The sequence below is a fragment of the Micromonospora fiedleri genome (assembly GCF_016774385.1).
Classification (GTDB): domain Bacteria; phylum Actinomycetota; class Actinomycetes; order Mycobacteriales; family Micromonosporaceae; genus Micromonospora; species Micromonospora gifhornensis.
On the sequence record NZ_JAETXL010000005.1, the window covers coordinates 390,919 to 410,897 of the forward strand.

20 protein-coding genes are annotated in these 19,979 nt (G+C 69.5%); 11 read left to right on the top strand and 9 right to left on the bottom strand.

Annotated elements, in window-relative coordinates:
* Position 1 precedes the first annotated feature (1 nt).
* The 3 genes from JMF97_RS15910 to JMF97_RS15920 are packed head-to-tail and all read right to left on the bottom strand — an operon-like array spanning position 2 to position 2,987.
* Entirely contained in the window at positions 2–994 is a 993-nt protein-coding gene (locus JMF97_RS15910) for an ABC transporter permease (protein ID WP_203222281.1), read from the bottom strand.
* A complete protein-coding gene (locus JMF97_RS15915) occupies positions 991–1,965 on the bottom strand; it encodes an ABC transporter ATP-binding protein (RefSeq protein WP_203222282.1) in 975 nt (324 codons plus the stop codon). The genes JMF97_RS15910 and JMF97_RS15915 overlap by 4 nt, the downstream gene beginning before the upstream one ends.
* Positions 1,962–2,987: an ABC transporter ATP-binding protein gene (locus JMF97_RS15920; RefSeq protein ID WP_203222283.1), complete on the bottom strand. Its 1,026-nt coding sequence runs from the start codon at positions 2,985–2,987 to the stop codon at positions 1,962–1,964. Before JMF97_RS15920 ends, JMF97_RS15915 begins: the two co-directional genes overlap by 4 nt.
* A 176-nt stretch (positions 2,988–3,163) precedes the next feature.
* Here JMF97_RS15920 and JMF97_RS15925 point away from each other — a divergent pair, with 176 nt between their 5' ends.
* From JMF97_RS15925 to JMF97_RS15950, 6 genes are all read left to right on the top strand, one after another.
* Entirely contained in the window at positions 3,164–4,600 is a 1,437-nt protein-coding gene (locus tag JMF97_RS15925) for a TldD/PmbA family protein (protein WP_203222284.1), read from the top strand.
* Entirely contained in the window at positions 4,597–6,057 is a 1,461-nt protein-coding gene (locus JMF97_RS15930) for a TldD/PmbA family protein (RefSeq protein WP_307816932.1), read from the top strand. Before JMF97_RS15925 ends, JMF97_RS15930 begins: the two co-directional genes overlap by 4 nt.
* 268 nt (positions 6,058–6,325) lie before the next feature.
* Positions 6,326–7,132: a succinate dehydrogenase subunit SdhC gene (gene sdhC / locus JMF97_RS15935; RefSeq protein ID WP_203222285.1), complete on the top strand. Its 807-nt coding sequence runs from the start codon at positions 6,326–6,328 to the stop codon at positions 7,130–7,132.
* Positions 7,133–7,145: 13 nt separating this feature from the next.
* On the top strand, positions 7,146–9,092 hold the full coding sequence (locus tag JMF97_RS15940; protein WP_203222286.1) for a fumarate reductase/succinate dehydrogenase flavoprotein subunit: 1,947 nt from the start codon (positions 7,146–7,148) through the stop codon (positions 9,090–9,092).
* Between the two features lie 2 nt (positions 9,093–9,094).
* Entirely contained in the window at positions 9,095–10,162 is a 1,068-nt protein-coding gene (locus JMF97_RS15945) for a succinate dehydrogenase/fumarate reductase iron-sulfur subunit (protein ID WP_203222287.1), read from the top strand.
* A 293-nt stretch (positions 10,163–10,455) separates the two neighbouring features.
* Positions 10,456–11,280, top strand: a complete 825-nt coding sequence (locus tag JMF97_RS15950) for a putative endonuclease domain-containing protein (protein ID WP_307816933.1) — start codon at positions 10,456–10,458, stop codon at positions 11,278–11,280.
* 84 nt (positions 11,281–11,364) lie between these two features.
* Here the strand turns inward: JMF97_RS15950 and JMF97_RS15955 are convergent, their stop codons facing one another.
* Positions 11,365–11,808 (bottom strand): (deoxy)nucleoside triphosphate pyrophosphohydrolase, encoded by a 444-nt coding sequence (locus JMF97_RS15955; protein WP_203222288.1) that lies wholly within the window; start codon positions 11,806–11,808, stop codon positions 11,365–11,367.
* A 183-nt stretch (positions 11,809–11,991) separates the two neighbouring features.
* Here JMF97_RS15955 and JMF97_RS15960 point away from each other — a divergent pair, with 183 nt between their 5' ends.
* Positions 11,992–12,315, top strand: a complete 324-nt coding sequence (locus JMF97_RS15960) for a 4a-hydroxytetrahydrobiopterin dehydratase (protein ID WP_203222289.1) — start codon at positions 11,992–11,994, stop codon at positions 12,313–12,315.
* A gap of 67 nt (positions 12,316–12,382) precedes the next feature.
* Entirely contained in the window at positions 12,383–12,745 is a 363-nt protein-coding gene (locus JMF97_RS15965; RefSeq protein WP_013735804.1) for a PH domain-containing protein, read from the top strand.
* An 82-nt stretch (positions 12,746–12,827) separates the two neighbouring features.
* On the opposite strand, the gene JMF97_RS15970 is transcribed toward JMF97_RS15965, so the two are convergent.
* From JMF97_RS15970 to JMF97_RS15980, 3 genes are read right to left on the bottom strand one after another with little or no spacing between them, the layout of a single operon-like run.
* Entirely contained in the window at positions 12,828–14,903 is a 2,076-nt protein-coding gene (locus JMF97_RS15970; RefSeq protein ID WP_203222290.1) for a hypothetical protein, read from the bottom strand.
* Positions 14,900–15,151 (bottom strand): hypothetical protein, encoded by a 252-nt coding sequence (locus JMF97_RS15975; protein WP_203222291.1) that lies wholly within the window; start codon positions 15,149–15,151, stop codon positions 14,900–14,902. The genes JMF97_RS15970 and JMF97_RS15975 overlap by 4 nt, the downstream gene beginning before the upstream one ends.
* On the bottom strand, positions 15,151–15,480 hold the full coding sequence (locus JMF97_RS15980; RefSeq protein WP_412101352.1) for a DivIVA domain-containing protein: 330 nt from the start codon (positions 15,478–15,480) through the stop codon (positions 15,151–15,153). Before JMF97_RS15980 ends, JMF97_RS15975 begins: the two co-directional genes overlap by 1 nt.
* Before the next feature lie 251 nt (positions 15,481–15,731).
* Here JMF97_RS15980 and JMF97_RS15985 point away from each other — a divergent pair, with 251 nt between their 5' ends.
* The gene (locus JMF97_RS15985; protein ID WP_203222292.1) at positions 15,732–16,148 is read left to right on the top strand and encodes a GntR family transcriptional regulator; all 417 of its coding nucleotides are present in this window, start codon (positions 15,732–15,734) and stop codon (positions 16,146–16,148) included.
* A gap of 372 nt (positions 16,149–16,520) precedes the next feature.
* Here the strand turns inward: JMF97_RS15985 and JMF97_RS15990 are convergent, their stop codons facing one another.
* Positions 16,521–17,432: an HNH endonuclease gene (locus JMF97_RS15990; RefSeq protein ID WP_307816935.1), complete on the bottom strand. Its 912-nt coding sequence runs from the start codon at positions 17,430–17,432 to the stop codon at positions 16,521–16,523.
* A 272-nt stretch (positions 17,433–17,704) separates the two neighbouring features.
* Here JMF97_RS15990 and JMF97_RS15995 point away from each other — a divergent pair, with 272 nt between their 5' ends.
* On the top strand, positions 17,705–18,439 hold the full coding sequence (locus tag JMF97_RS15995) for a class I SAM-dependent methyltransferase (RefSeq protein WP_203222293.1): 735 nt from the start codon (positions 17,705–17,707) through the stop codon (positions 18,437–18,439).
* A 52-nt stretch (positions 18,440–18,491) separates the two neighbouring features.
* Here the strand turns inward: JMF97_RS15995 and JMF97_RS16000 are convergent, their stop codons facing one another.
* Positions 18,492–18,962: a hemerythrin domain-containing protein gene (locus JMF97_RS16000; RefSeq protein WP_203222294.1), complete on the bottom strand. Its 471-nt coding sequence runs from the start codon at positions 18,960–18,962 to the stop codon at positions 18,492–18,494.
* 254 nt (positions 18,963–19,216) lie between these two features.
* Between JMF97_RS16000 and JMF97_RS32425 the strand changes: the two genes are divergently transcribed.
* Positions 19,217–19,930 (top strand): Pycsar system effector family protein, encoded by a 714-nt coding sequence (locus JMF97_RS32425; RefSeq protein ID WP_498043309.1) that lies wholly within the window; start codon positions 19,217–19,219, stop codon positions 19,928–19,930.
* The last annotated feature ends 49 nt before the right edge of the window (positions 19,931–19,979 follow it).

Consider the following 19,979-nt stretch of genomic DNA (forward strand, 5'->3'; position numbering starts at 1 on the left):
ACTACCTCGTCGACCTCGGGTCGAGCGTGTCGCGCAGGGCGTCGCCGAACAGGTTGAACGCGAACACCAGGGCGACGAGCGTGCCGCCGGGGAAGAGGACGAAAGCCGGGTCGGTCTGGAGGTAGTCGAGGCTCTGGTAGATCATCCGACCGAAGCTGGGGGTCTGTTCGGTCAGCCCGACACCGATGAACGACAGGGCCGCTTCGCCGGTGACGAACTGCGGCACCGCGAACGAGAAGGAGATCAGGATCGGTGCCCAGGTGTTCGGCAACAACTGCCGTACCAGCAGGTGACCCGGCCCTGCCCCGCTGGCCCGGGCCGCCGCCACGAACTCCCGCTCGCGCAGCGCGATGACCTGCCCGCGTACCAGCCGGGCGGTGCTGGTCCAGCCGAACACGGCGAAGATCGCGATCAGCACGCCGACCCCGAAGGCCGACGGCACCTCGTCGCGCTGCCCGTAGAAGCGCGCCGTCAGGGTCGGGGTCAGGGCGAGCGCGACGACCAGGAAGGGCATGGCCAGGGTCAGGTCGGTGATCCAGCTGACCACCGCGTCGAGCCAGCCGCCGAGGTACCCGGCCAGCCCGCCGAGCACCGTCCCGATCACGGTGCTGAGCACCGCCGCGGTGCAGGCGACGAAGAACGACGTACGCAGGCCGTACACCAGGCGGATGAAGATGTCCCGCCCGAGCCTCGGTTCCAGCCCGAAGAAGTGCTCACCCGAGACACCACCGGCGTGACCGAGGGGCATGCCGAACCCGTCCAGCCGGCTCTGGAACTGGTCGTGCGGGCCGATGGCGTACGCCGCCTCGATCAGGGGCGCGGCGAGCGCCACCAGCACGAACAGCCCCAACACCGCCCCGCTGACCAGGGCGGTGCGGTCGCGGCGCAGCCGCATCCAGGCGAGTCGGCCCGGCGAGCGGCCCACCGTCCGCCCCGTCGGAATCCGATCGCCGGCCCCGATCCGCACCGCCGGGTCCACCGGCGAAAGGCTCACGCCGACGCTCCGACGGGAAAGTGGCAGGCGGTCGCCTGGTTGCCGCCGTCGCGCCGGATCAGCGCCGGCTCCTGCACCGCACACCGCTCGCGGGCGCTCGGGCAGCGGGTCCGGAACCGGCAGCCCGACGGCGGATCCACCGGGCTGGGCACGTCACCGGTCAGCCTGATCCGCCCGGCCCGGTCGCGCCCGGCCACGTCCGGCACCGCCGACAACAACGCCCGGGTGTACGGATGCTGCGGACGCCGGCAGATGTCGTCGCGGTCGCCGATCTCCACGATCCGGCCGAGGTACATCACCGCGATGCGCTGGCAGACGTGCCGGACCACGGCCAGGTCGTGGGAGATGAGGACGAACGCCAGGCCGAGTTCGCGTTGCAGCCGGCGCAGCAGGTTGACCACCTGGGCCTGGATCGACACGTCCAGGGCGGAGACCGGCTCGTCGGCCACCACCAGCCGGGGCCCGGTCGCCAGGGCGCGGGCGATGCCGACGCGTTGGCGTTGACCGCCGGAGAACTCGTGCGGATAGCGGTTGTCGTGTGCCGGGTCCAGGCCGACCAGTTCCATCAGTTCCCGCACGCGGGCCCGGGTGCCGCCCGGCGGGGTGATCCGGTTGACCCGTAACGGCATCGCGATGATCTGGCCGGCGGTGTGCCGAGGGTTCAGCGAGGCGTACGGATCCTGGAAGATGATCTGCATCTGCGGCCGGAGCGGACGCAACGCCCGCCGCCCGGCATGGCTGATGTCCTGTCCGGCGAACTCGATGCGCCCTCCGGTCGGCTCCAGCAGCCGCACCAGCAGCCGTCCGGTGGTGCTCTTGCCGCAGCCGGACTCCCCCACCAGGCCGAGCGTCTCGCCCGCCCGCACCTCGAAGTCCAACCCGTCCACCGCCCGCAGCAGGCCGCCGCGTACCGGAAAATGCCTGGTCAGTCCGCGGACCCGCAGCAGCGGCTCGCCGGCCACCGCCGTCATCGCACCACCCCGGCGGCGTCCTGGGCGTACCGGGCGCGCTGCTCGTCGCCGAGGTGGCAGGCCACCCGGTGGCCGGGGGCCCCGGCGGTACGCAACTCGGGTCGCTCGACCCGGCAACGGCCGTTCGTCTCCACGGCGTAGCGGCAGCGTGGGTGGAAGGCGCAGCCGGCCGGCACGTCGGTCGGGCTCGGCGGGCTGCCCGGAATCGTCGCCAGCTCCGTCGCCGGGTCGCCGTGCCACGACGGCACGCTGGACAGCAACCCCCAGGTGTACGGATGCTGCGGCCGGCGCAGCACCTGCTCGGCGCTGCCCTGCTCGACGGCCCGGCCGGCGTACATCACCAGCACCTCGTCGGCGACCTGGTCGACCACCCCGAGATCGTGGGTGACCAGCAGGATCGCGGTGTCGAACTCGACCTGAAGGTCGGCCAGCAGGTCGAGGATCTGCGCCTGCACGGTGACGTCCAGCGCCGTCGTCGGCTCGTCGGCGATCAGCAGATCCGGACCGTTCACCAGCGCCATCGCGATCATCGCCCGCTGCCGCATGCCACCGGAGAACTCGTGCGGGTACTGGTCGTAGCACCGTTGCGGCTGTGCGATCCCCACCCGGGCGAGCAACTCCACCACGTGTCGCCGAGTCTGCGCCCGACCGGCCCGCCGGTGATGCACCCGGTACGCCTCGGCGATCTGCCGACCGACCGGATGGTACGGATGCAGCGCCGACAACGGATCCTGGAAGATCATCGCCATGTCCCGGCCGCGCAGCCGGCGCACCTCGGCCTCCGGTCGGCCGACCAGTTGACGCCCGCCGAGGGTGATCCGCCCGGTGACGATGGCCCGCCGGGCGTCGAGCAGACCGAGGACGGCCAGCGCGGTGACGCTCTTGCCCGAGCCGGACTCGCCGACCACCGCGAGGGTGCGCCCGCGCTGCACCGCGAACGAGAGACCGTCGACCGCGCGCACCACCCGGTCGGGGCCGGTGAAGCTGACCCGCAGGTCGTCGACGCGCAGGTAAGGGACCACAATCGCCTCCCTCCGCGCCCCCGGGGAAGGGAAACTACAGCAGAAACGTGAGAGCTGAAAACAAGTTACGTACCCCTTGCTGCCCGAACAGGATCGCACGCACCGGATCACCCTCGCTGCCCCGCTCGTCCCACCACTGTGCTGACGTTTGTCAGGGACTCGCCTAGGGTCGTTTCATGAGCGAGTTCGACGCGGCATCCGCCGCGGTACAGGCCGCCCTCGACGCGGGCGCCCGGTATGCCGACGCCCGGGTGATGCACCGACGCTACGAGTCGATGTCGGCGCGCAACGGCGAGATCGAGGCGTTGACCCAGGACGAGAGCGTCGGCCTGGGCGTACGCGCCCTGGTCGGTGCGAGCTGGGGCTTCCACGCCGTACCGGAACTGTCCGAGCAGGCCGCCCGCGACGCCGGCCACCGGGCCGCGCGGACCGCTGCCGCGAGTGGTCTGGTGCCGGGCCCGAAAGTCGACCTCGTCGCCGGCACGCCGACCACCGCGAGCTGGTCGTCACCCTGCACGGTGGACCCACTCGGTGTCTCCCTGGCCACCAAGGGTGACCTGCTGGTGGCCGCCACCACCACAATGGCCGACCACGGCGCCGACCTCGCCGAAGGGCTCTACCAGGTCTGGGACACCACGAAGTGGTTCGTCTCCAGCGAGGGCCACCGCATCGACCAGCACATCCGCGAATGCGGCGGCGGCATCTCGGCCACCTCGATCGGCGACGGCGAGACGCAACGCCGGTCCTGGCCGAGCTACCGGGGCCAGTACGGCACCACCGGCTGGGAGCTCGTCGACTCACTCGACCTGACCGCCCATGCGGCGCGCATCGCCGAGGAGTCCCGGGAGCTGCTGACCGCGCCGCTCTGCCCGACCGGCGAGACGGACCTGATCCTCGGCGGCGAGCAGCTGGCGTTGCAGATCCACGAGTCGGTCGGACACGCCATCGAGCTGGACCGCATCCTCGGCTGGGAGGCCGCCTTCGCCGGCACCTCGTGGCTGGATCTCGCCCAGCTCGGCTCGTTGCAGTACGGCTCGGAGCTGATGAACATCACCATCGACCCGACCATCCCGGGCGCGCTGGGCAGCTTCGGCTACGACGACGAGGGCTCACCGGCGGTGCGGCGCGACGCGGTGCGCGCCGGGCGGTGGGTGGGCGTGCTGGCCGGGCGGGACTCGGCCGCCGTCGCGGGCCTGGACTACGGCGGCAGCGTACGCGCCGACGGCTGGGCGCGGCTGCCGATGGTACGGATGACAAACGTCGGCCTGGAACCGGGCCCGCACACGCTGGACGAGATCATCGCCGCCACGGACGAGGGGGTGCTGATGGACATCAACCGGTCCTGGTCCATCGACGACAAGCGGCTGAACTTCCAGTTCGGTTGCGAGATCGGGTGGGAGATCCGCAACGGCCGGCGTGGACGGATGCTGCGCAACCCGACGTACACCGGCATCGGGCCACGGTTCTGGCGCTCGATGGACATGCTCTCCTCCGAGATCGTCTCGTGGGGCACGCCCAACTGCGGCAAGGGCCAACCCGGCCAGATCGGGCACACCGGCCACCCGGCCGCCCCGGCCCGCTTCCGCAACGTCCGGGTAGGGGTCAAAGCGTGAGCGCGAGGAGTGAGCTGGCGCTCGCCGGGCAGGAATTGGCGCTTGCCGGGCAGGTGGTGGAGTTGGTGGGGCGGCTCGGCGGCGCGAGTGCGCAGGTGGAGGCGACGGTGAGCCGGGCGGAGCTGGCGTTGACCCGGTTCGCCAACTCCGCGATCCACCAGAACGTCGCCGAGTCCGCCGTGGAGGTCCGGCTGCGCATCCACCTGGACGGTCGTACCGTCGCCGCCAGCAGCACCACGGTCGACCCCGACGGTCTGCGTGGGCTGGTGGAGCGGGTGCTCGCGACGGTGCGGTTCGCGCCTCGGGATCCGGCCTGGCCGGGGCTCGCCCCGCCGGCGCCGGTGGCCCCGTCGCGGTGGGACGCGGCCACCGCTCAGGCCGGGCCGCACGACCGGGCGGCGCTGGTCCGGGCCTACGTCGACGCGGCGGAGGGCCTGGAGACCGCCGGCTACTGCCGGACCGCGTTCCGCTCGGTGGCGTTCGCGAACTCGGCGGGCCAGGCGGTGCAGGGTCTCACGGCGGAGGCGGCGATGGACGGGATCGCCCGGGCCGGCGGCGTCGACGGCACGGCCCGCGACTCTGTGGAGCGGCTGGCCGACCTCGACGCCGCCGCGTTGGGGCGTCGGGCCGCCGCGAAGGCCCGGGCCGCCACCGACCCGGTGGAGTTGCCGCCCGGGCGGTACCCGGTGGTGCTGGAACCGGCCGCCGTGGCCGACCTGCTGGAGAATCTCGCCTGGTACGGCTTCAACGGCAAGCGGTACGCCGAAGGCCAGTCCTTCGCCGAGCCCGGTGTGGCCCAGTTCGATCCGGCGGTGACCCTGGTCGACGATCCGTTCGACGCCGCCGGGCTGCCGTTCGACCTGGAGGGCACGCCGACGGGCGCGCTGCCCCTGGTGGACGCGGGGCTCACCCGTACCGTGGTGCACGACCGGCGCAGCGCCGCCGCGGTGGGCGGCGAGTCCACCGGGCATGCCTGGGAGGGCGCCAGCACCGTCGGCCCGATCCCGCGCAACCTGCGCCTCGTCGCGGCCGGGGCGACGACCACATCGGGCCCGGCCGGCGCAGCTCCGGCGATTTCCGACGCAGCGGCAGGCGGCGGGGCCGTGGGGCCGTTGGCCGGGGCGGTGGCCGATGCGGACACCGCCGCCCTGGTCTCCCGGATGTCACGCGGCCTGCTGGTCAGCGACCTGTGGTACACCCGGGTGCTCGACCCGAAGAGTCTGGTGATCACCGGCCTGACCCGAAACGGGGTGTGGTTGGTCGAGGACGGCCAGGTCACCCGCGCGGTTCGCGACCTGCGTTTCACCGAGTCGTACCCGCGGGCGCTCGGGCCGGGTGCGGTGGTGGAGGTGGGTCGGCGTACGGCCCGCCAGCCGAACCGCTGGGACGGTGCCCGGTGGGCAGCGCCGTCGCTGCGGCTGGCCTCCTGGAACTTCACCGGCGGGGCGTCCGGTTGACCAGCCGTCGACCGCTGGTCGATCTTTTTCGGACGCTCGCATATTGATCATGGCAGGAGGCTTTCCAAAGAGCGGGACACACGGGACACTGCCTTGCGCGGACGGCCCGCCTAGATCGGCGTAACGTGTGTCACTTAGCTGCTCCGGTACGCCCGGCGCGGTCGTTGGTGTGCGCATGACGTGACATGCGGTGCCGGCATGGCCGGCCCCGCGTGCCGACCGGAAAGTGTTCCGCCGCCCGTGAGAGGGCCCCGTCAGGGAGACACGAATGACATCATCGGCAACGAAACCGCGGGGAGCGCGCGCACGCGCCGCCATCGCGGCGAAGACGTTGCGTACGGACCGTTGGTGGATCGCCCCGCTGATCACGGTCATCGGGCTCAGCGCGTGGATTGCGTATGCGACGGTCCGGGTCTTCATGCACAAGTGGTACTGGGTCGAGCAATACCACTACCTGACCCCGTTCTACTCGCCGTGCGTGACCGACCGGTGCATTCCGGAGGCCTCCCACTTCGGGCAGTACCTGCCCGGTTGGTGGATCATCCCGGACGCCGCGTTCACCCTGCCGTTCCTGCTGCTGTTCCGGCTGACCTGCTACTACTACCGCAAGGCGTACTACCGGTCGTTCTGGCTCTCGCCGCCGGCCTGCGCCGTGCCCGACGGTCACGCCTCCTACAGCGGTGAGACCCGGTTCCCGCTGATCGTGCAGAACTCGCACCGGTACTTCTTCTACTTCGCCGCGATCATCTCGCTGATCAACACCTGGGACGCCATCGCCGCCTTCCGCAGCCCCGAGGGCTTCGGCTTCGGCCTGGGCAACCTGATCCTGCTCGGCAACGTGATCATGCTGTGGGCGTACACGATCTCCTGCCACTCCTGCCGGCACATCATCGGTGGCCGGCTGAAGCACTTCTCCAAGCATCCGGTCCGGTACCGGCTCTGGGGCTACGTCTCCTGGCTGAACGTCCGGCACATGCAGCTCGCCTGGATCACCCTCGGCACGTTGGCGCTGACCGACTTCTACGTCATGTCCGTCGCCGCCGGGTGGATCTCCGACCTGCGGTTCATCAACTAAGGGCCCCGCTGACATGACTAGCACTACGACTCGCATCGAACGACACCACTACGACGTCGTCGTCATCGGAGCCGGCGGCGCCGGCCTGCGCGCGGCGATCGAGGCGCGGCTGGCCGGCAAGAAGACCGCCATCATCTCCAAGTCGCTGTTCGGCAAGGCGCACACGGTGATGGCCGAGGGTGGCGCCGCCGCGGCCATGGGGAACGTGAACAGCCGGGACAACTGGCAGGTGCACTTCCGCGACACCATGCGCGGCGGCAAGTTCCTCAACAACTTCCGGATGGCCGAGCTGCACGCCAAGGAGGCGCCGCAGCGGATCTGGGAGCTGGAGACGTACGGCGCGCTGTTCGACCGTACGAAGGACGGCAAGATCTCGCAGCGCAACTTCGGCGGCCACGAGTACCCGCGACTGGCCCACGTCGGCGACCGGACCGGCCTGGAGCTGATCCGTACCCTCCAGCAGAAGATCGTCTCGCTGCAGCAGGAGGACAAGCAGGAGTTCGGCTCGTACGACGCCCGGATCCGGGTCTTCTCCGAGACCACCATCACCGAGCTGCTGCTCGACGGTGACCGGGTCGCCGGGGCCTTCGGCTACTACCGCGAGTCCGGCGAGTTCGTCCTCTTCGAGGCGCCGGCCGTGGTGCTCGCTACCGGCGGCGTCGGCCGCTCCTACAAGGTCACCTCGAACTCGTGGGAGTACACCGGAGACGGTCACGCGCTGGCGCTGCGGGCCGGGGCGACTCTGATCAACATGGAGTTCCTCCAGTTCCACCCCACCGGCATGGTCTGGCCGCCGTCGGTCAAGGGCATCCTGGTCACCGAGTCGGTCCGCGGTGACGGCGGGATCCTGAAGAACTCCGAGGGCAAGCGGTTCATGTTCGACTACGTCCCCGACGTCTTCCGCAAGCAGTACGCGGAGACCGAGGAGGAGGCGGACCGCTGGTACACCGACCCGGACAACAACCGGCGCCCGCCGGAGCTGCTGCCCCGCGACGAGGTCGCCCGCGCGATCAACAGCGAGGTCAAGGCAGGCCGGGGTACGCCGGCCGGCGGTGTCTACCTGGACATCGCGTCCCGGTTGCCGGCCGAGGAGATCCGTCGCCGCCTGCCGTCGATGCACCACCAGTTCAAGGGACTGGCCGACGTCGACATCACCAAGGAGCCGATGGAGGTCGGTCCCACCTGCCACTACGTGATGGGTGGCGTGGAGGTCGACCCGGACACCGGTGCCGCGTACGGCTCGGTGCGTGGTCTGTTCGCCGCCGGTGAGGTCTCCGGCGGCATGCACGGCTCCAACCGCCTTGGCGGCAACTCCCTGTCCGACCTGCTGGTCTTCGGCAAGCGGGCCGGCGGTCACGCGGCCAACTACGTCGACCAGCTCACCGGCCGCCCCCGGGTGGAGGTGGCCGCTGTGGAGGTGGCGGTGGAGACCGCGCTGGCGCCGTTGCAGCGCGACACCGGCGAGAACCCGTACACCCTCCAGCAGGACCTCCAGGCGGTGATGGGCGACCTGGTCGGCATCATCCGGCGGGAGGCCGAACTGGAGGACGCGCTGGTCCGCCTGGCGGAGCTGCGCGAACGGGTGGCGAAGGTCAGCGCGGCCGGCGGCCGGCGCTACAACCCGGGCTGGCACCTCGCGCTGGACCTGCGCAACATGCTCGTCGTCTCCGAGTGCACCGCCAAGGCGGCGCTGGAGCGCCGGGAGTCGCGTGGCGGTCACACCCGCGAGGACCACCCCACCATGGATCCGCAGTGGCGGCGGGTCAACCTGGTCTGCTCGCTGGAGGGCGACACCGTCCGCCTGGACCGCAAGCCGCTACCGAAGATGCGCGCCGAGTTGATCGCCCTGTTCGACCGCGCGGAGCTGGCCAAGTACCTCACCGACGAAGAACTCGCCGAGTTCGATGCCCTCGCCGCCGCCGAGGCCGAGGATACCGACGCCGCCGGGAAGGAGAGCTGAAGATGGGTACGAAGCGTCAGTTCCGAATCTGGCGAGGCGACGCCGACGGTGGTGAACTCCAGGACTACACCGTCGAGGTGAACGAGGGCGAGGTGGTCCTCGACGTGATCCACCGGTTGCAGGCCACCGACGCGCCGGACCTCGCCTGCCGGTGGAACTGCAAGGCGGGCAAGTGTGGCTCCTGCTCCATGGAGATCAACGGGATGCCCAAGCTCGGCTGCATGACCCGGATGTCGACGTTCGAGGAGAACGAGACGGTCACGGTCACCCCGCTGCGCACCTTCCCGGTGATCCGGGACCTGGTCACCGACGTGTCGTTCAACTACGAGAAGGCCCGGGAGACCCCCGCCTTCGCTCCCCCGCCCGACCTGGCCCCCGGTGACTACCGGATGCAGCAGGTCGACGTGGAGCGCTCGCAGGAGTTCCGCAAGTGCATCGAGTGCTTCCTGTGCCAGACCGTCTGCCACGTGATCCGTGACCACGACGACAACAAGCCGGCGTTCTCCGGCCCGCGGTACTTCATCCGGGCCGCCGAACTGGACATGCACCCCCTGGACGACCGGACCGACCGCAAGGAGTACGCGCAGTCGGAACAGGGCCTGGGCTTCTGCAACATCACCAAGTGCTGCACCGAGGTCTGCCCCGAGCACATCAAGATCACTGACAATGGGATCATCCCGATGAAGGAACGGGTCGTCGACCGCAGGTACGATCCCCTTGTGTGGCTCGGCAGCAAGATCTTCCGGAGGGGTCAAGTGCCTCAGACCATCGTGACCAGCGAACACTCCCCAGGCGCGGTGCGCTCCAGCACCGGCGGCCAGGGGGTGCACTCGCACGCGGGCGGCTCGCACGACCCCGCCGCCGAAGTGCAGGCGCAGCAGGGCGTCAACTGGCACCGCGAGGTGCCCCACCCGACCGCACCCGCAGTCGGCGCCAACGGCAAGCTCCCCCTCACGGAGCTCACCTCCGACCGCGCCGCCGCCCCGAGCCCCTTCGGCGACGACGTAACCTTCCCGCTCCCCCCCGAGCACCTAAACTTCGCCCACCCCGAACAAGACGAAAAACACTAGCTCAACCCGACGGGGAGAGGGCTGCGGCATCCGCCGCAGCCCTCTCCCCATTCTGCGCGTTGATCATGAGGTTGGCGGCAGTATTCGATCTCCATGGTGCCGCCAACCTCATGATCAACGGTGGAATGGGTGGGAGTTATCCACAGGGGCTGCGGGGGGAGTTGGGGGCGGGCCAGGGTTGGGGGGTGGATCGAGGGAGGCGGATTTTTTGGGTTGCGGGGCGGCAGGATGGGCTGGTATGTCGGGGGCAGGCGCTGGAGGCCGGGTTTACTCGGCATGAGGTTGACAACCTTGTGACCTGCGGGCGGTGGCAGGCCCTCGCTCGGGCGGTTTATCTTCCGCATCCGATCTGGGCGGTACAGCCGTCTCGGCGTCAGCAGGTCCGGGCCACGCTGCTGTCGCTGGGGCCGGCCGCGTACGCGGTTTTCGGCACCGCCGCCGAGGTTCATCGGATCGCCGGCCTACCGGCGTCCGACGAGATTCACATCGGCCTGCCGCCGGTGGCCGCAAAGCAGGCCCGGATCAGACAACCTCACGTCGTACTGCACCAACTGGACCACCCGGTGGAGTCGCTGGTCAGCCTGAATGGGCTGCTGGCCACCGACCCCATCGCCACGGTCAGCGACGTCATCCTCCGCGCCGGGCGGTACCCGGCCGTCTCGGTGCTCGACTCGGCGCTGAACCAGAGGCTGCTGGAGACAGCGGATCTCGCGTCTATCGCCCGCCGGATCAGGCGCAGACGAGGCGCGGTGGCCGCTCGCGGCTACCTGGCCGAGGCGGACGGACGGGCACAATCCCCGCTCGAAACCCGCACCAGACTGCGCTGCATTGACGGCCGGGTGCCACCCGACGTGCTGCAGCTGGAGGTACGCGATGACGACGGCTACCTGCTCGGCATCGGGGATCTGGGCTGGCGTACTCGAAAAGTGATCGCCGAGGCGGACGGCCGAGGAGCGCACAGCATTCCAGAGGCGATCTTCACCGACCGTCGCCGCCAAAACCGCCTGATCAACGCCGGCTGGTCCGTCCTCCGCTTCACCTGGCAGGACACCCTCGACCCGGCCTACATCCCCTGGGTCGTCCGCCAAGCCCTATCCCGCCCGTCAGACCTCCGTTGATCATGGGGTTAGCGGCACGGTGGAGATCGAGTACTGCCGCCAACCTCATGATCAACGGTGCAATGGGTGGGGGTGGGGGTGGGGTTAGGGGTTGGGGGAGAGGAGGGGGTGGAGGGCGGTGACTATGGGGGTGTCGGCGGGGAGCCAGGTTACGGTGTCGAGTTCGGTGGCGGAGAGCCAGCGGATCTCGGAGTGTTCCAGGGCGCGGGGGCGGTCGCCGTGGAGCAGGCGGGCGGCGTACACCTTGAGGACGCTGCGGCCGTGGGCCATCCGTACGTTGCGGCCGACCCGTTCGCCGACCTCGACGCGTACGCCCAGTTCTTCGACGCACTCGCGGGCGAGGGCCGCGGTCTCGCTCTCCCCCGGTTCCACCTTGCCGCCGGGGAACTCCCACATGCCCGCCACCTCCGGTGGCGCGGAGCGTGCGCAGGCCAACACCCGGCCGTCCTCGATGATCGCCGCCCCGACGATCACCTTTGGGTCTCGTTGGGCGGCCTGTCCGGTGCTGTTAGCCCGTTCGGTCCACACGGGCGTCCAGCGTGCCAGATCAATCGGCGGTTTGGGTAGCGTGGTCGTCCGTCAGGCCAGGAATCCCCAGAAGTGTGGGCGTGGACACACCATCCGTGCGACGTAAGACTAGAGGGCACCGACAAGACACGGGGCGGCGACGATTTGGCCACAAGCCGGCAACGAAGCCTGGGAGGTGCGGTAATGCGTGCGCTGTTCGGCGGTCGCGCAAAGCACGACTACCTCAGCGACGCGCTCACCCTCCTGAACGGGTGGACGCGGGAAGGCGAACAGATCCGGCGCACCTTGGTCATCGACGACACTCAGCATGCCGCATTGACCGAGCGAGTCAAGGTGGTCGCCGACGCGCTTCATCTCCGGCCGGAGATCAGCCGGCGCGCCGACCACACCCAGATCCGGGTCGGGCACAGCAACAGCCCGCTCAGCGAGGGCGAGGTCCTGTTGGCGGCCCGCATCGAGGATGCGTACCGGGCGGTCGCCGAGCCGGACGAGGGTCGACCGACCTGACCCGCCCGCGGGCGGCCAGGAGCCGGGGGTACGGGCTGACTGGCGTCGGCCGCCTACCGTGAGGCGCATGGCGAACCCCACGTACGACCGTAAAGAGCAGTTCCAGCAGATACAGAGCGGCCTGCTCGACGGTGAACAGATCATCGCTGTCTACGACGCCGTCGGCACCGGCACCGGGTTCATCGGGCTGACCGACCGGCGCGTGATCATCCAGGATCGCTCGTTCATCGGCAAGCGGTACGCGATCACCAGCATCCCGTACTCGAAGATCACCAGCGTGAGCGTGGTCAGCAACAAGTCCTGGGGTGGTTCGTTCTTCTCCACCGGCGCGATCGCCATCCACGTCGGCACGCACACCTACGAGGTGGAGTTCCGGGGTGACCAGAAGAGCCACCACGTGCACAACGTGATCCTGCACTACATCAGCTGACCAGGCCGAACCAGCGAAGCAAGCCGCACCGGCCGAGCACGCCGAATCAGCGGAGCACGCCGAATCAGCCGAGCAGGCCAGGTCAGCGGAGCCGGCGGAGCGCTTCCCCAAGGGTCGCGGCCTGGGCCAGCAGCTGCCAGCCGTGCGGCCCACGCAGGTGGATGCGGCTCTCGTACCCGCCGATCTCCACGGTCACCTCGCGCCGCGTGTGCCGCGCGGCCAGGGCGAGGATGTCGGGCACGGGGTCGGGTGGCGCGGTGGAGGCCGGCGCTTGCGGCACCGGGATCGGCACGCCCGGGTCCGTCGGCACGGCGGTCCGCAGGGCGTCGTCGAGGTGCCGCAGGCAGAACGCCACCGCCGCCTCGACAGTGAGCTGATGCGGCCGACCCACCCCACCCGGGCCCCGCCGATCCACCCCACCCGGACCCGGCCGATCCACCCCACCGGCACTCAGCCGATCCACGCCGCTCAGACCCGGCCGATCCAGCTGGCTCGGGTCAAGGCCGCCGGGTATCAGCGACACCGCCCACAGCAGCGACATCCCCGCCGGGCGGTCGTCCTGCACGCTGACCAGCACTGACAGCGACAGCCCGTGGGCCAATCGGATCAGGTCCGACAGCGGCGGCGCGTCGGGGCGGCGGGCCACCACGATCAGCCGGGCCGCGGGCCGCCCGGCAGCGGCCGAGGCCACGAACCGTCGCTGCGGGTTCGGCCCGCCCGCCAACACGAGACCTTCCCGCAGCTCGTAGCCGAGGGGTCGGCCGCCGTCGGCCTCGGTCAGGTCCTCTGGGCGTACGCCGAATGCGGCGGCCTGGTCGGCGAGCCGGTACGGGCGGTCGAGGCGGTGACCCGGAGCCACCGTCGGCCCGTCACCGGGCAGCCACAGTTCGTGGTCGACGCGGCTGGCCAGGTCGGTCACGGTGACGGTGAGCAGGGCGTACCGTCGGCGGCTACCTCGGCAACCCGGGCAGCCGAAGACGGCGGGGGCATATCCGGCTCCGTCGCAGAGTCGACACTGCCCATCGACCGCACCGTGGCGGAGGCAGTCGCAGCGGGTCAGCCGTCCACCGGGCACGCAGTCCGGGCAGGCGGTGTACGGCACCGGCACGCCCTGCCAGGACGGCGCGGGTGGTTCGGCGACCCGGCGTAGCAGGGTGACCACCTGCCGGGCCACCTGCCCGGTCTCCCGCTCGGTGAGCAGCACCGTGCTGCCGCCCACCACGAGCCGGACGTACCACCAGCGCCCGTCCCGCCACACCGCTTGCGCGCCCGGCACCCGGTGCAGGTCGGCGACGAGCCGCCGACCGAGCTGCGCCAGGTCGACAACCGGCCGCGCGGCCCGCACCGCATGGTGTGGGTCGATGGTGTACGCCGGTGCGCCCATCCCCCGTTCCATCAAGCCGAACAGCGCATCGTCGTCGCTGGTCGCGGCGACCGCCGTGGGCAGGTCCGGCCAGTGGGCGGGGGTCTGCGCGGGTACCTCCGCGCCCGGCAGGTCGAACCGCACATGCCAGGTCGGGCGACCGTACGACTGCCTGCGGGCTTCGATGACCAGGTCGAGTCGGAGCAGGTCCGCCAGCGCGCAGAGGCGGCTCAACCGCTGCGCCGGTTCCTCGGCGGGTGGGGCGGCCGACCGGCCCAGCAGCAGCCACCAGGGCCGGTACCCCTGCCGGGCGATCGCCTCCGCCTCCATCGCCCGACGTCGGGCAGCCGACCAGCCGGGACGCCACCGGCGCAGCGGCACGGTCAACACGACAGCAGCGGCCAGGCCGGCGCGCACGGCCTGCTCGCCGATCAGGGCGGTCAGGTCGAGACACCAGCCGCCCTGGGCCGCCGGGGTCGGCTCGACACTGCCCGGCACGACGTTCGCCGACGCCACCGCGCCGGTGTCGAGGTCCGCGACCGTGAGCACCACCTGCGCTCGCCGCCGCCCGTTGCCGCGGCACCCTTCGCAGTCGATGGTGAGCCGCCCGCCGCCACCGCACAGCAGACAATCCTGGTACGCCTGCCCGACCTCGTCACGCCCGTCCACGAGCAGCCGGTCGCCGCCGTCGCCACACCGGCAGGGCTCGGTGACCACTCCCGCCCCGGCGCAACTCGTACAGTCGACCACCGGTGCCGAGGGCGGACCGTGCCGGGCGTCCGTGCGGCCGGTCACCGGGTCAGCCGCCGAGAACACGGACCGTCGTGGTCGGCGCGCAGCACACACCGCCGACCGCCGACCAACCGCAGGTCACAGAAGACCCGATGGCGTACGCCCTGGGAGTCCTCGGCCGAGACGGTGGTCTCCCCCGGGTCGGTCCGGGCGAGCAGACTCGCCCACCGCGCCACCACCCGACCCAGGCGTACGGCGGCGGTCAGGTCCCCGGCGACCACCGGCAGATGGATGACGAACCGTTGACCCATCAGCGCTGCCCCGCATGGGCACGCTCGGCCTGCTGGGACTGCCAGCAGCGCAACGCATCCTTGATCCGGGCGGTCTCCTGCCTGCTGACGCCGAGCGCGTCATACACGCTGGCCAGGTCGTCGGCGACCCGATCCAGGAACTCCCGCACCTCCCCCGGATCGAGCCCACGCCGCCAACGCCGAGTTGTCTGAAACTGCCGACCCCGCACCTGCCACGGCCGCAACGGTGAGTACGCCGCCGACCGGTAGTAGCCAGGCTCGTGCGTCTGCCGAACCGACCCGCCCCGACCGGCCCACAGCCGCCGCCCGATACGCCGGAAGAACTCCACGCCCTCTCCCCTCCCGTTACGGATCTCGTTGGAAGTGGGCACCCGCCAACCCGGGCCGGCGGGTGCCCACGGCCCCACCACCGCAGCCCACCAGCAGTACGGCGACAGAGCAGCTCACCGGAGGCGGATAGCGCCGAGTTCCTCATCCGCACACCGAACGTGACTGGGACTATACGGACGTCCACTCAGGGGCACAACCCCACGGGGGCGCATCCTAACTTGTGGCCATATGGGGACAAGGCTGATGTGGTATGAGCATCGATCCGCGCCTGCACACGCCGGTCTATGTGCAACTGGCCGACCTACTCAGGCAACGGATTGAGTCAGGCGAGCTGAGGCCGGGCAGCCTCATCCCGAGCGAGGCGCGGCTGACGCAGGAGTACGGAATCGGCCGAGAGGCGGTCCGCATGGCGGTCGCGCTCTTGCGTTCCGAAGGACTCGTTCGCACCCAGCGCGGACACGGCAGCTACGTACGCGAAACCACCGAACGCCGAACCGTCGAGCTTGCCGCTGGCAGCTCAGCCATCGCTCGCATGCCGACTGGCATAGAGCGACTGGACCTCGGACTTGACGAGGGAGTGCCGGTACTAGAAATTCGCGACGCCGAGGGCAGGACGGAGGTTCTTCCCGGCGACGAAATCGCCATCACCCGCCCCGCAACGGGTTGAGGCTTAGGCGGCTGCGGAGGCAGCGACCCACCCTCCCTGGTCACCCTGGTTACCTGTAGAGCCTGACTGGCGTCCGGATCGAGACAGTTGGGCGCACCAGATCCGCACCCCCAGCGCCCAGCGTTGGTTTCCTTCTCAAGATCGCGCTCGATCAGGGATTAAGTGGTTACCCTGCCGCTCTGATGCCACTCGATACCTGATCGAGCGCGATCTTGCTTCTGTTGCTGCATCCGTTTGATGCTCCGGCTGTGCTGCAGTCCAGCAACCATGTCCCGACCGCCATCGTCACGTTCAGGGGCGGCTCGGCGTCGAACGCGAGCGGCAGGCGGCTGAGGCGAGGCAGTGGGTGGAGGCGGCCGCGGACGACCGGCGTCAGGATTTGAAGACCGTGTCCAGGTGCCATTCCAGGAACTCGGCGTTCGGGCGGTCCTGAGGCCGCTGCGGTAGGGAGATCTCAGTTCCCGCCTTGGCGTAGAACTGGTCGCCGTTGCCGAATTCGCTGCGTAGGCGCGGGCTGACGACCAGGCGGTGCTTCGGGTCCACACCGAGGTAGCCGCGGTCGAAGAGGATGTGCACGTCGGATTTGAGCAACAGACCGTTGTCCAGCCGGTGCTCACCGCCCAACGGCAGTGGACGGATATGGGCGGCCTGCAACACTGGCTGGACCTTGTTGCCGGTGATGGCACAGCGCCGCCCGTACGCTCCCAGCACGACAGCCTTGAACGACTGCTGACCGAGACGCTGTGGCACGAGCCTGGGGTCGCCGTAGACCGGCCCGGGGCGATGCCACGGCTGACTGAGGTCGACCTCGATCTCGACACCGAGCAGACGACGGAGCAACGGTGTGAAGTATTCGGCCGTCGAGGTGGCGCTGAGGTCGTAGGTCTTACCCTGCACCAGGTTCGGGGCGAAGTCAGGCGGTGGAGCGGGGTAGGTGTCCGGCGAGAAGAAGATTGAATCCCTGACGAAGATGCAGCCGATGAAAGGATCTTCCTCAGGCTCGATCGGCTGCCGACGGTATCGGCCGACTCGCCGCCTCAACTCTTCGAGACTCGCGGTGCCGTTGGCCTCGCCGAACAATTCCCAAGCCTCGGAGATTCGAAGCCGCTCGAAGCCGCTGAAGAAGCCACCGCCGACGATCCGATTGAGCGGATAGTGCGCCTTGAACAGGAAGGGTTCCCCCGGCGTCAGGGCCCGAAAGGCGCCACCCGACGGCCGCCAGAAGTTGACCTCGGTGAGCTGAGGCCGTTGCGCCAGGAACTGGAACCAGGTCTCGTCGGTCACCCCCACGAACGCCTTCACACCGGACAGTGTCCACATGAGTCGATCTTCTTGCTACCGGCCAAACGGTCACTGCTGCACGAAAAGGTGTTGCCCGGACACGTGGATCGCGCTTGGCTGGCGTGGCCGTTCAGTGAAAGGAGCACGACATGAGGCACGCGACGCATGTTCAGCGAGCAATCGTCGTCGACTCCATCGAAACGAGGCTTTGTGCGTACACGGGGAAGAGTGAACAAGGCGCCGCGCGGCGCTGGTAGTACCGACGGAGGCCGCTGATGTCGGTCTTCGATGATCCGGGGCATTTCGGTCGACTCTGGGCCGACACCTACGATCTGCCAGGTGGGTTGCCCGACCCGGCGTTGGCGGTGGAGTTCCTCGCCGACCGGGCCGGCGGTGGCCGGGTGTTGGAGTTGGCCATCGGCACCGGACGGGTCGCCCTGCCGCTGGCGGCGCGGGGCGTTCCCGTCGAGGGGGTGGAGGCGTCGCCGGAGATGGTGGCCAAGCTGCGCGCCAAGCCTGGCGGCGCGGACCTGCCGGTGGCCATCGGCGACATGGCCGACGTAGCGGTGCGCGGCCCGTACGCCATGGCGTACCTGGTCTTCAACACGCTGTTCAACCTGGTACGCGAGCAGCGGCAGACGGACTGCTTCCGTAACGTCGCTCGGGTGCTGGTGCCCGGCGGCGCGTTCGTCATCGAGACGTACGTGCCCAACGCGGCGGACTTCGACCGGGACGAACAGGTGCAGCCCTACTCGATCACCGAGGATTCGGTGAGCATTCGGCTGCACCGCTACGACCGGGCGGCGCAGACGTTCCTGCGGCAGACGGTCACCTTCAGCGCTGCCGGGGTGCACCTGCATCCGTTCGCCATGCGATACCTGTGGCCCGAGCAGATCGACGAGATGGCGGGGCGGGCCGGATTCCACCTCGCCGAGCGGTATGCCGACTGGGACCACACGCCGTTCGGCCCGGACAGCACCTCGCACGTCTCCGTCTACCGGCTCAGCTGACCGGGTGGGGCGACGGGGTCCGTCGCCCCACCCGTGGCCGGCGGCGCCCCGCTCACAGCGGCCCCAGCACGGTCTCCGGATCGGCGGCCAACGCCAAGGTCTCCAGCACGGTGAGCAGTTGGCGCTCCTCGTACCGGAAGTGGGACTCCATGATGGCCGCCAGCCCTTCCAGGTGCCGGTCCAGCTCGGCAGGCGGGGCGGCTCGCGCCACGGCCGCCTGGAGCCCGGTCAGCAGGTGCGCGATCATCGAATGGTCCTGCCGCAGGTAGTACAGCGTGTCCCGCAGCTCGGGGTGTTGCTCGGCGATGGCAGGGAACAGGTCGCGGTCCTCGCCCTCGTGGTGGGCGGTCAGGGCAGCGCAGAACCCGTGACAGAACAGCAGCAGATCGCGGGTCGCCGACTCGGCCGGCACACCGTCGGCCACGGCTTCCCGGGTCAGGGTCAGTGCCTCGCGCAGCCGGTCGTGCACCCGGCGCAGCTCATTGCTCCAGGCCACCAGCCTGGTCTTCTCGCCCTCACCCACAGGTGAGAGACGAAGGCCCGACGACAAGCATCATCGACATCCTTCAGTCCGGCGCCTCCATGCCTGACACGGTCTGCCACCGGCACGCGACGCTGCGACCAAAATACCAGCGGCCACGTCGGCATACCGCCCCGCATGACACCGGCTGGGACTGATCTTCAATCTAGGCGCTAATCCTGCACCCTGGTCCAGGCGGTCAGCTCCGATCCCGTCGGATGATTCAGCTTCCGTAATTCATCTGGTCCAATGTAGGGATGTCGAAAGCATGTCAGCGACTGCGCGCCCTTCTCCCGGCCCGACCTACCAAATCTGCACTGCAAGCACCCGTATTTTCCTGCCCGAAAGGCGATGAGCGGGAGAGGCCTCTGGGCCAACCAGCACCTAGCGCAACTCAAGTTCAAGATCCAGTCGACCAGCAACTGCTGGAGCGCATCGAGGCGGCAAGATGGCACATTAGTCGCTACGATAGCCTTCGAGGCTCCGTGGCGAGTCGGGCATCTTTTGTCATCACTGCAAACGCGGCCCTGATCGCCGGCGTCGCCCTACTTGCGCCACAGACAATTAAGGAGCAAGTATTTGGCGGACGACCTTCCCTCGTGCTCATCGCCATCGGTGCCGCAGTAACGCTCGCACTGGCCACGTCATCCATCGCCAGTGCAGCTGGCGCATTCGTCGCGCTAAAGACGTGGAGGAAACTCTACGGAGACGAACCACCCCGGAGCCTTTACTACCAACACACGGACACCATCCGCGAATTTCCGCAGTACACGCCATTCCGCGAAAACTTCGAGCTAGCTACAAGGTCACAGGAGTTGACGTGGGCCACAGTGAACCTTTGGGTCATCTTGCAGACTCATGCATACCGATACCGATTCTTGCGCAGGTCGATACGGATGCTGCGATACGGGGTCACCTCTTTTACGGTTTCAGTTGTTGTTGCGCTTATTCTGGTCGCCATGGGTCGCTAACCCCAACGAACTGCAGGCAGGCTTTGTTGCGACTGCCGAACCTGGTGGC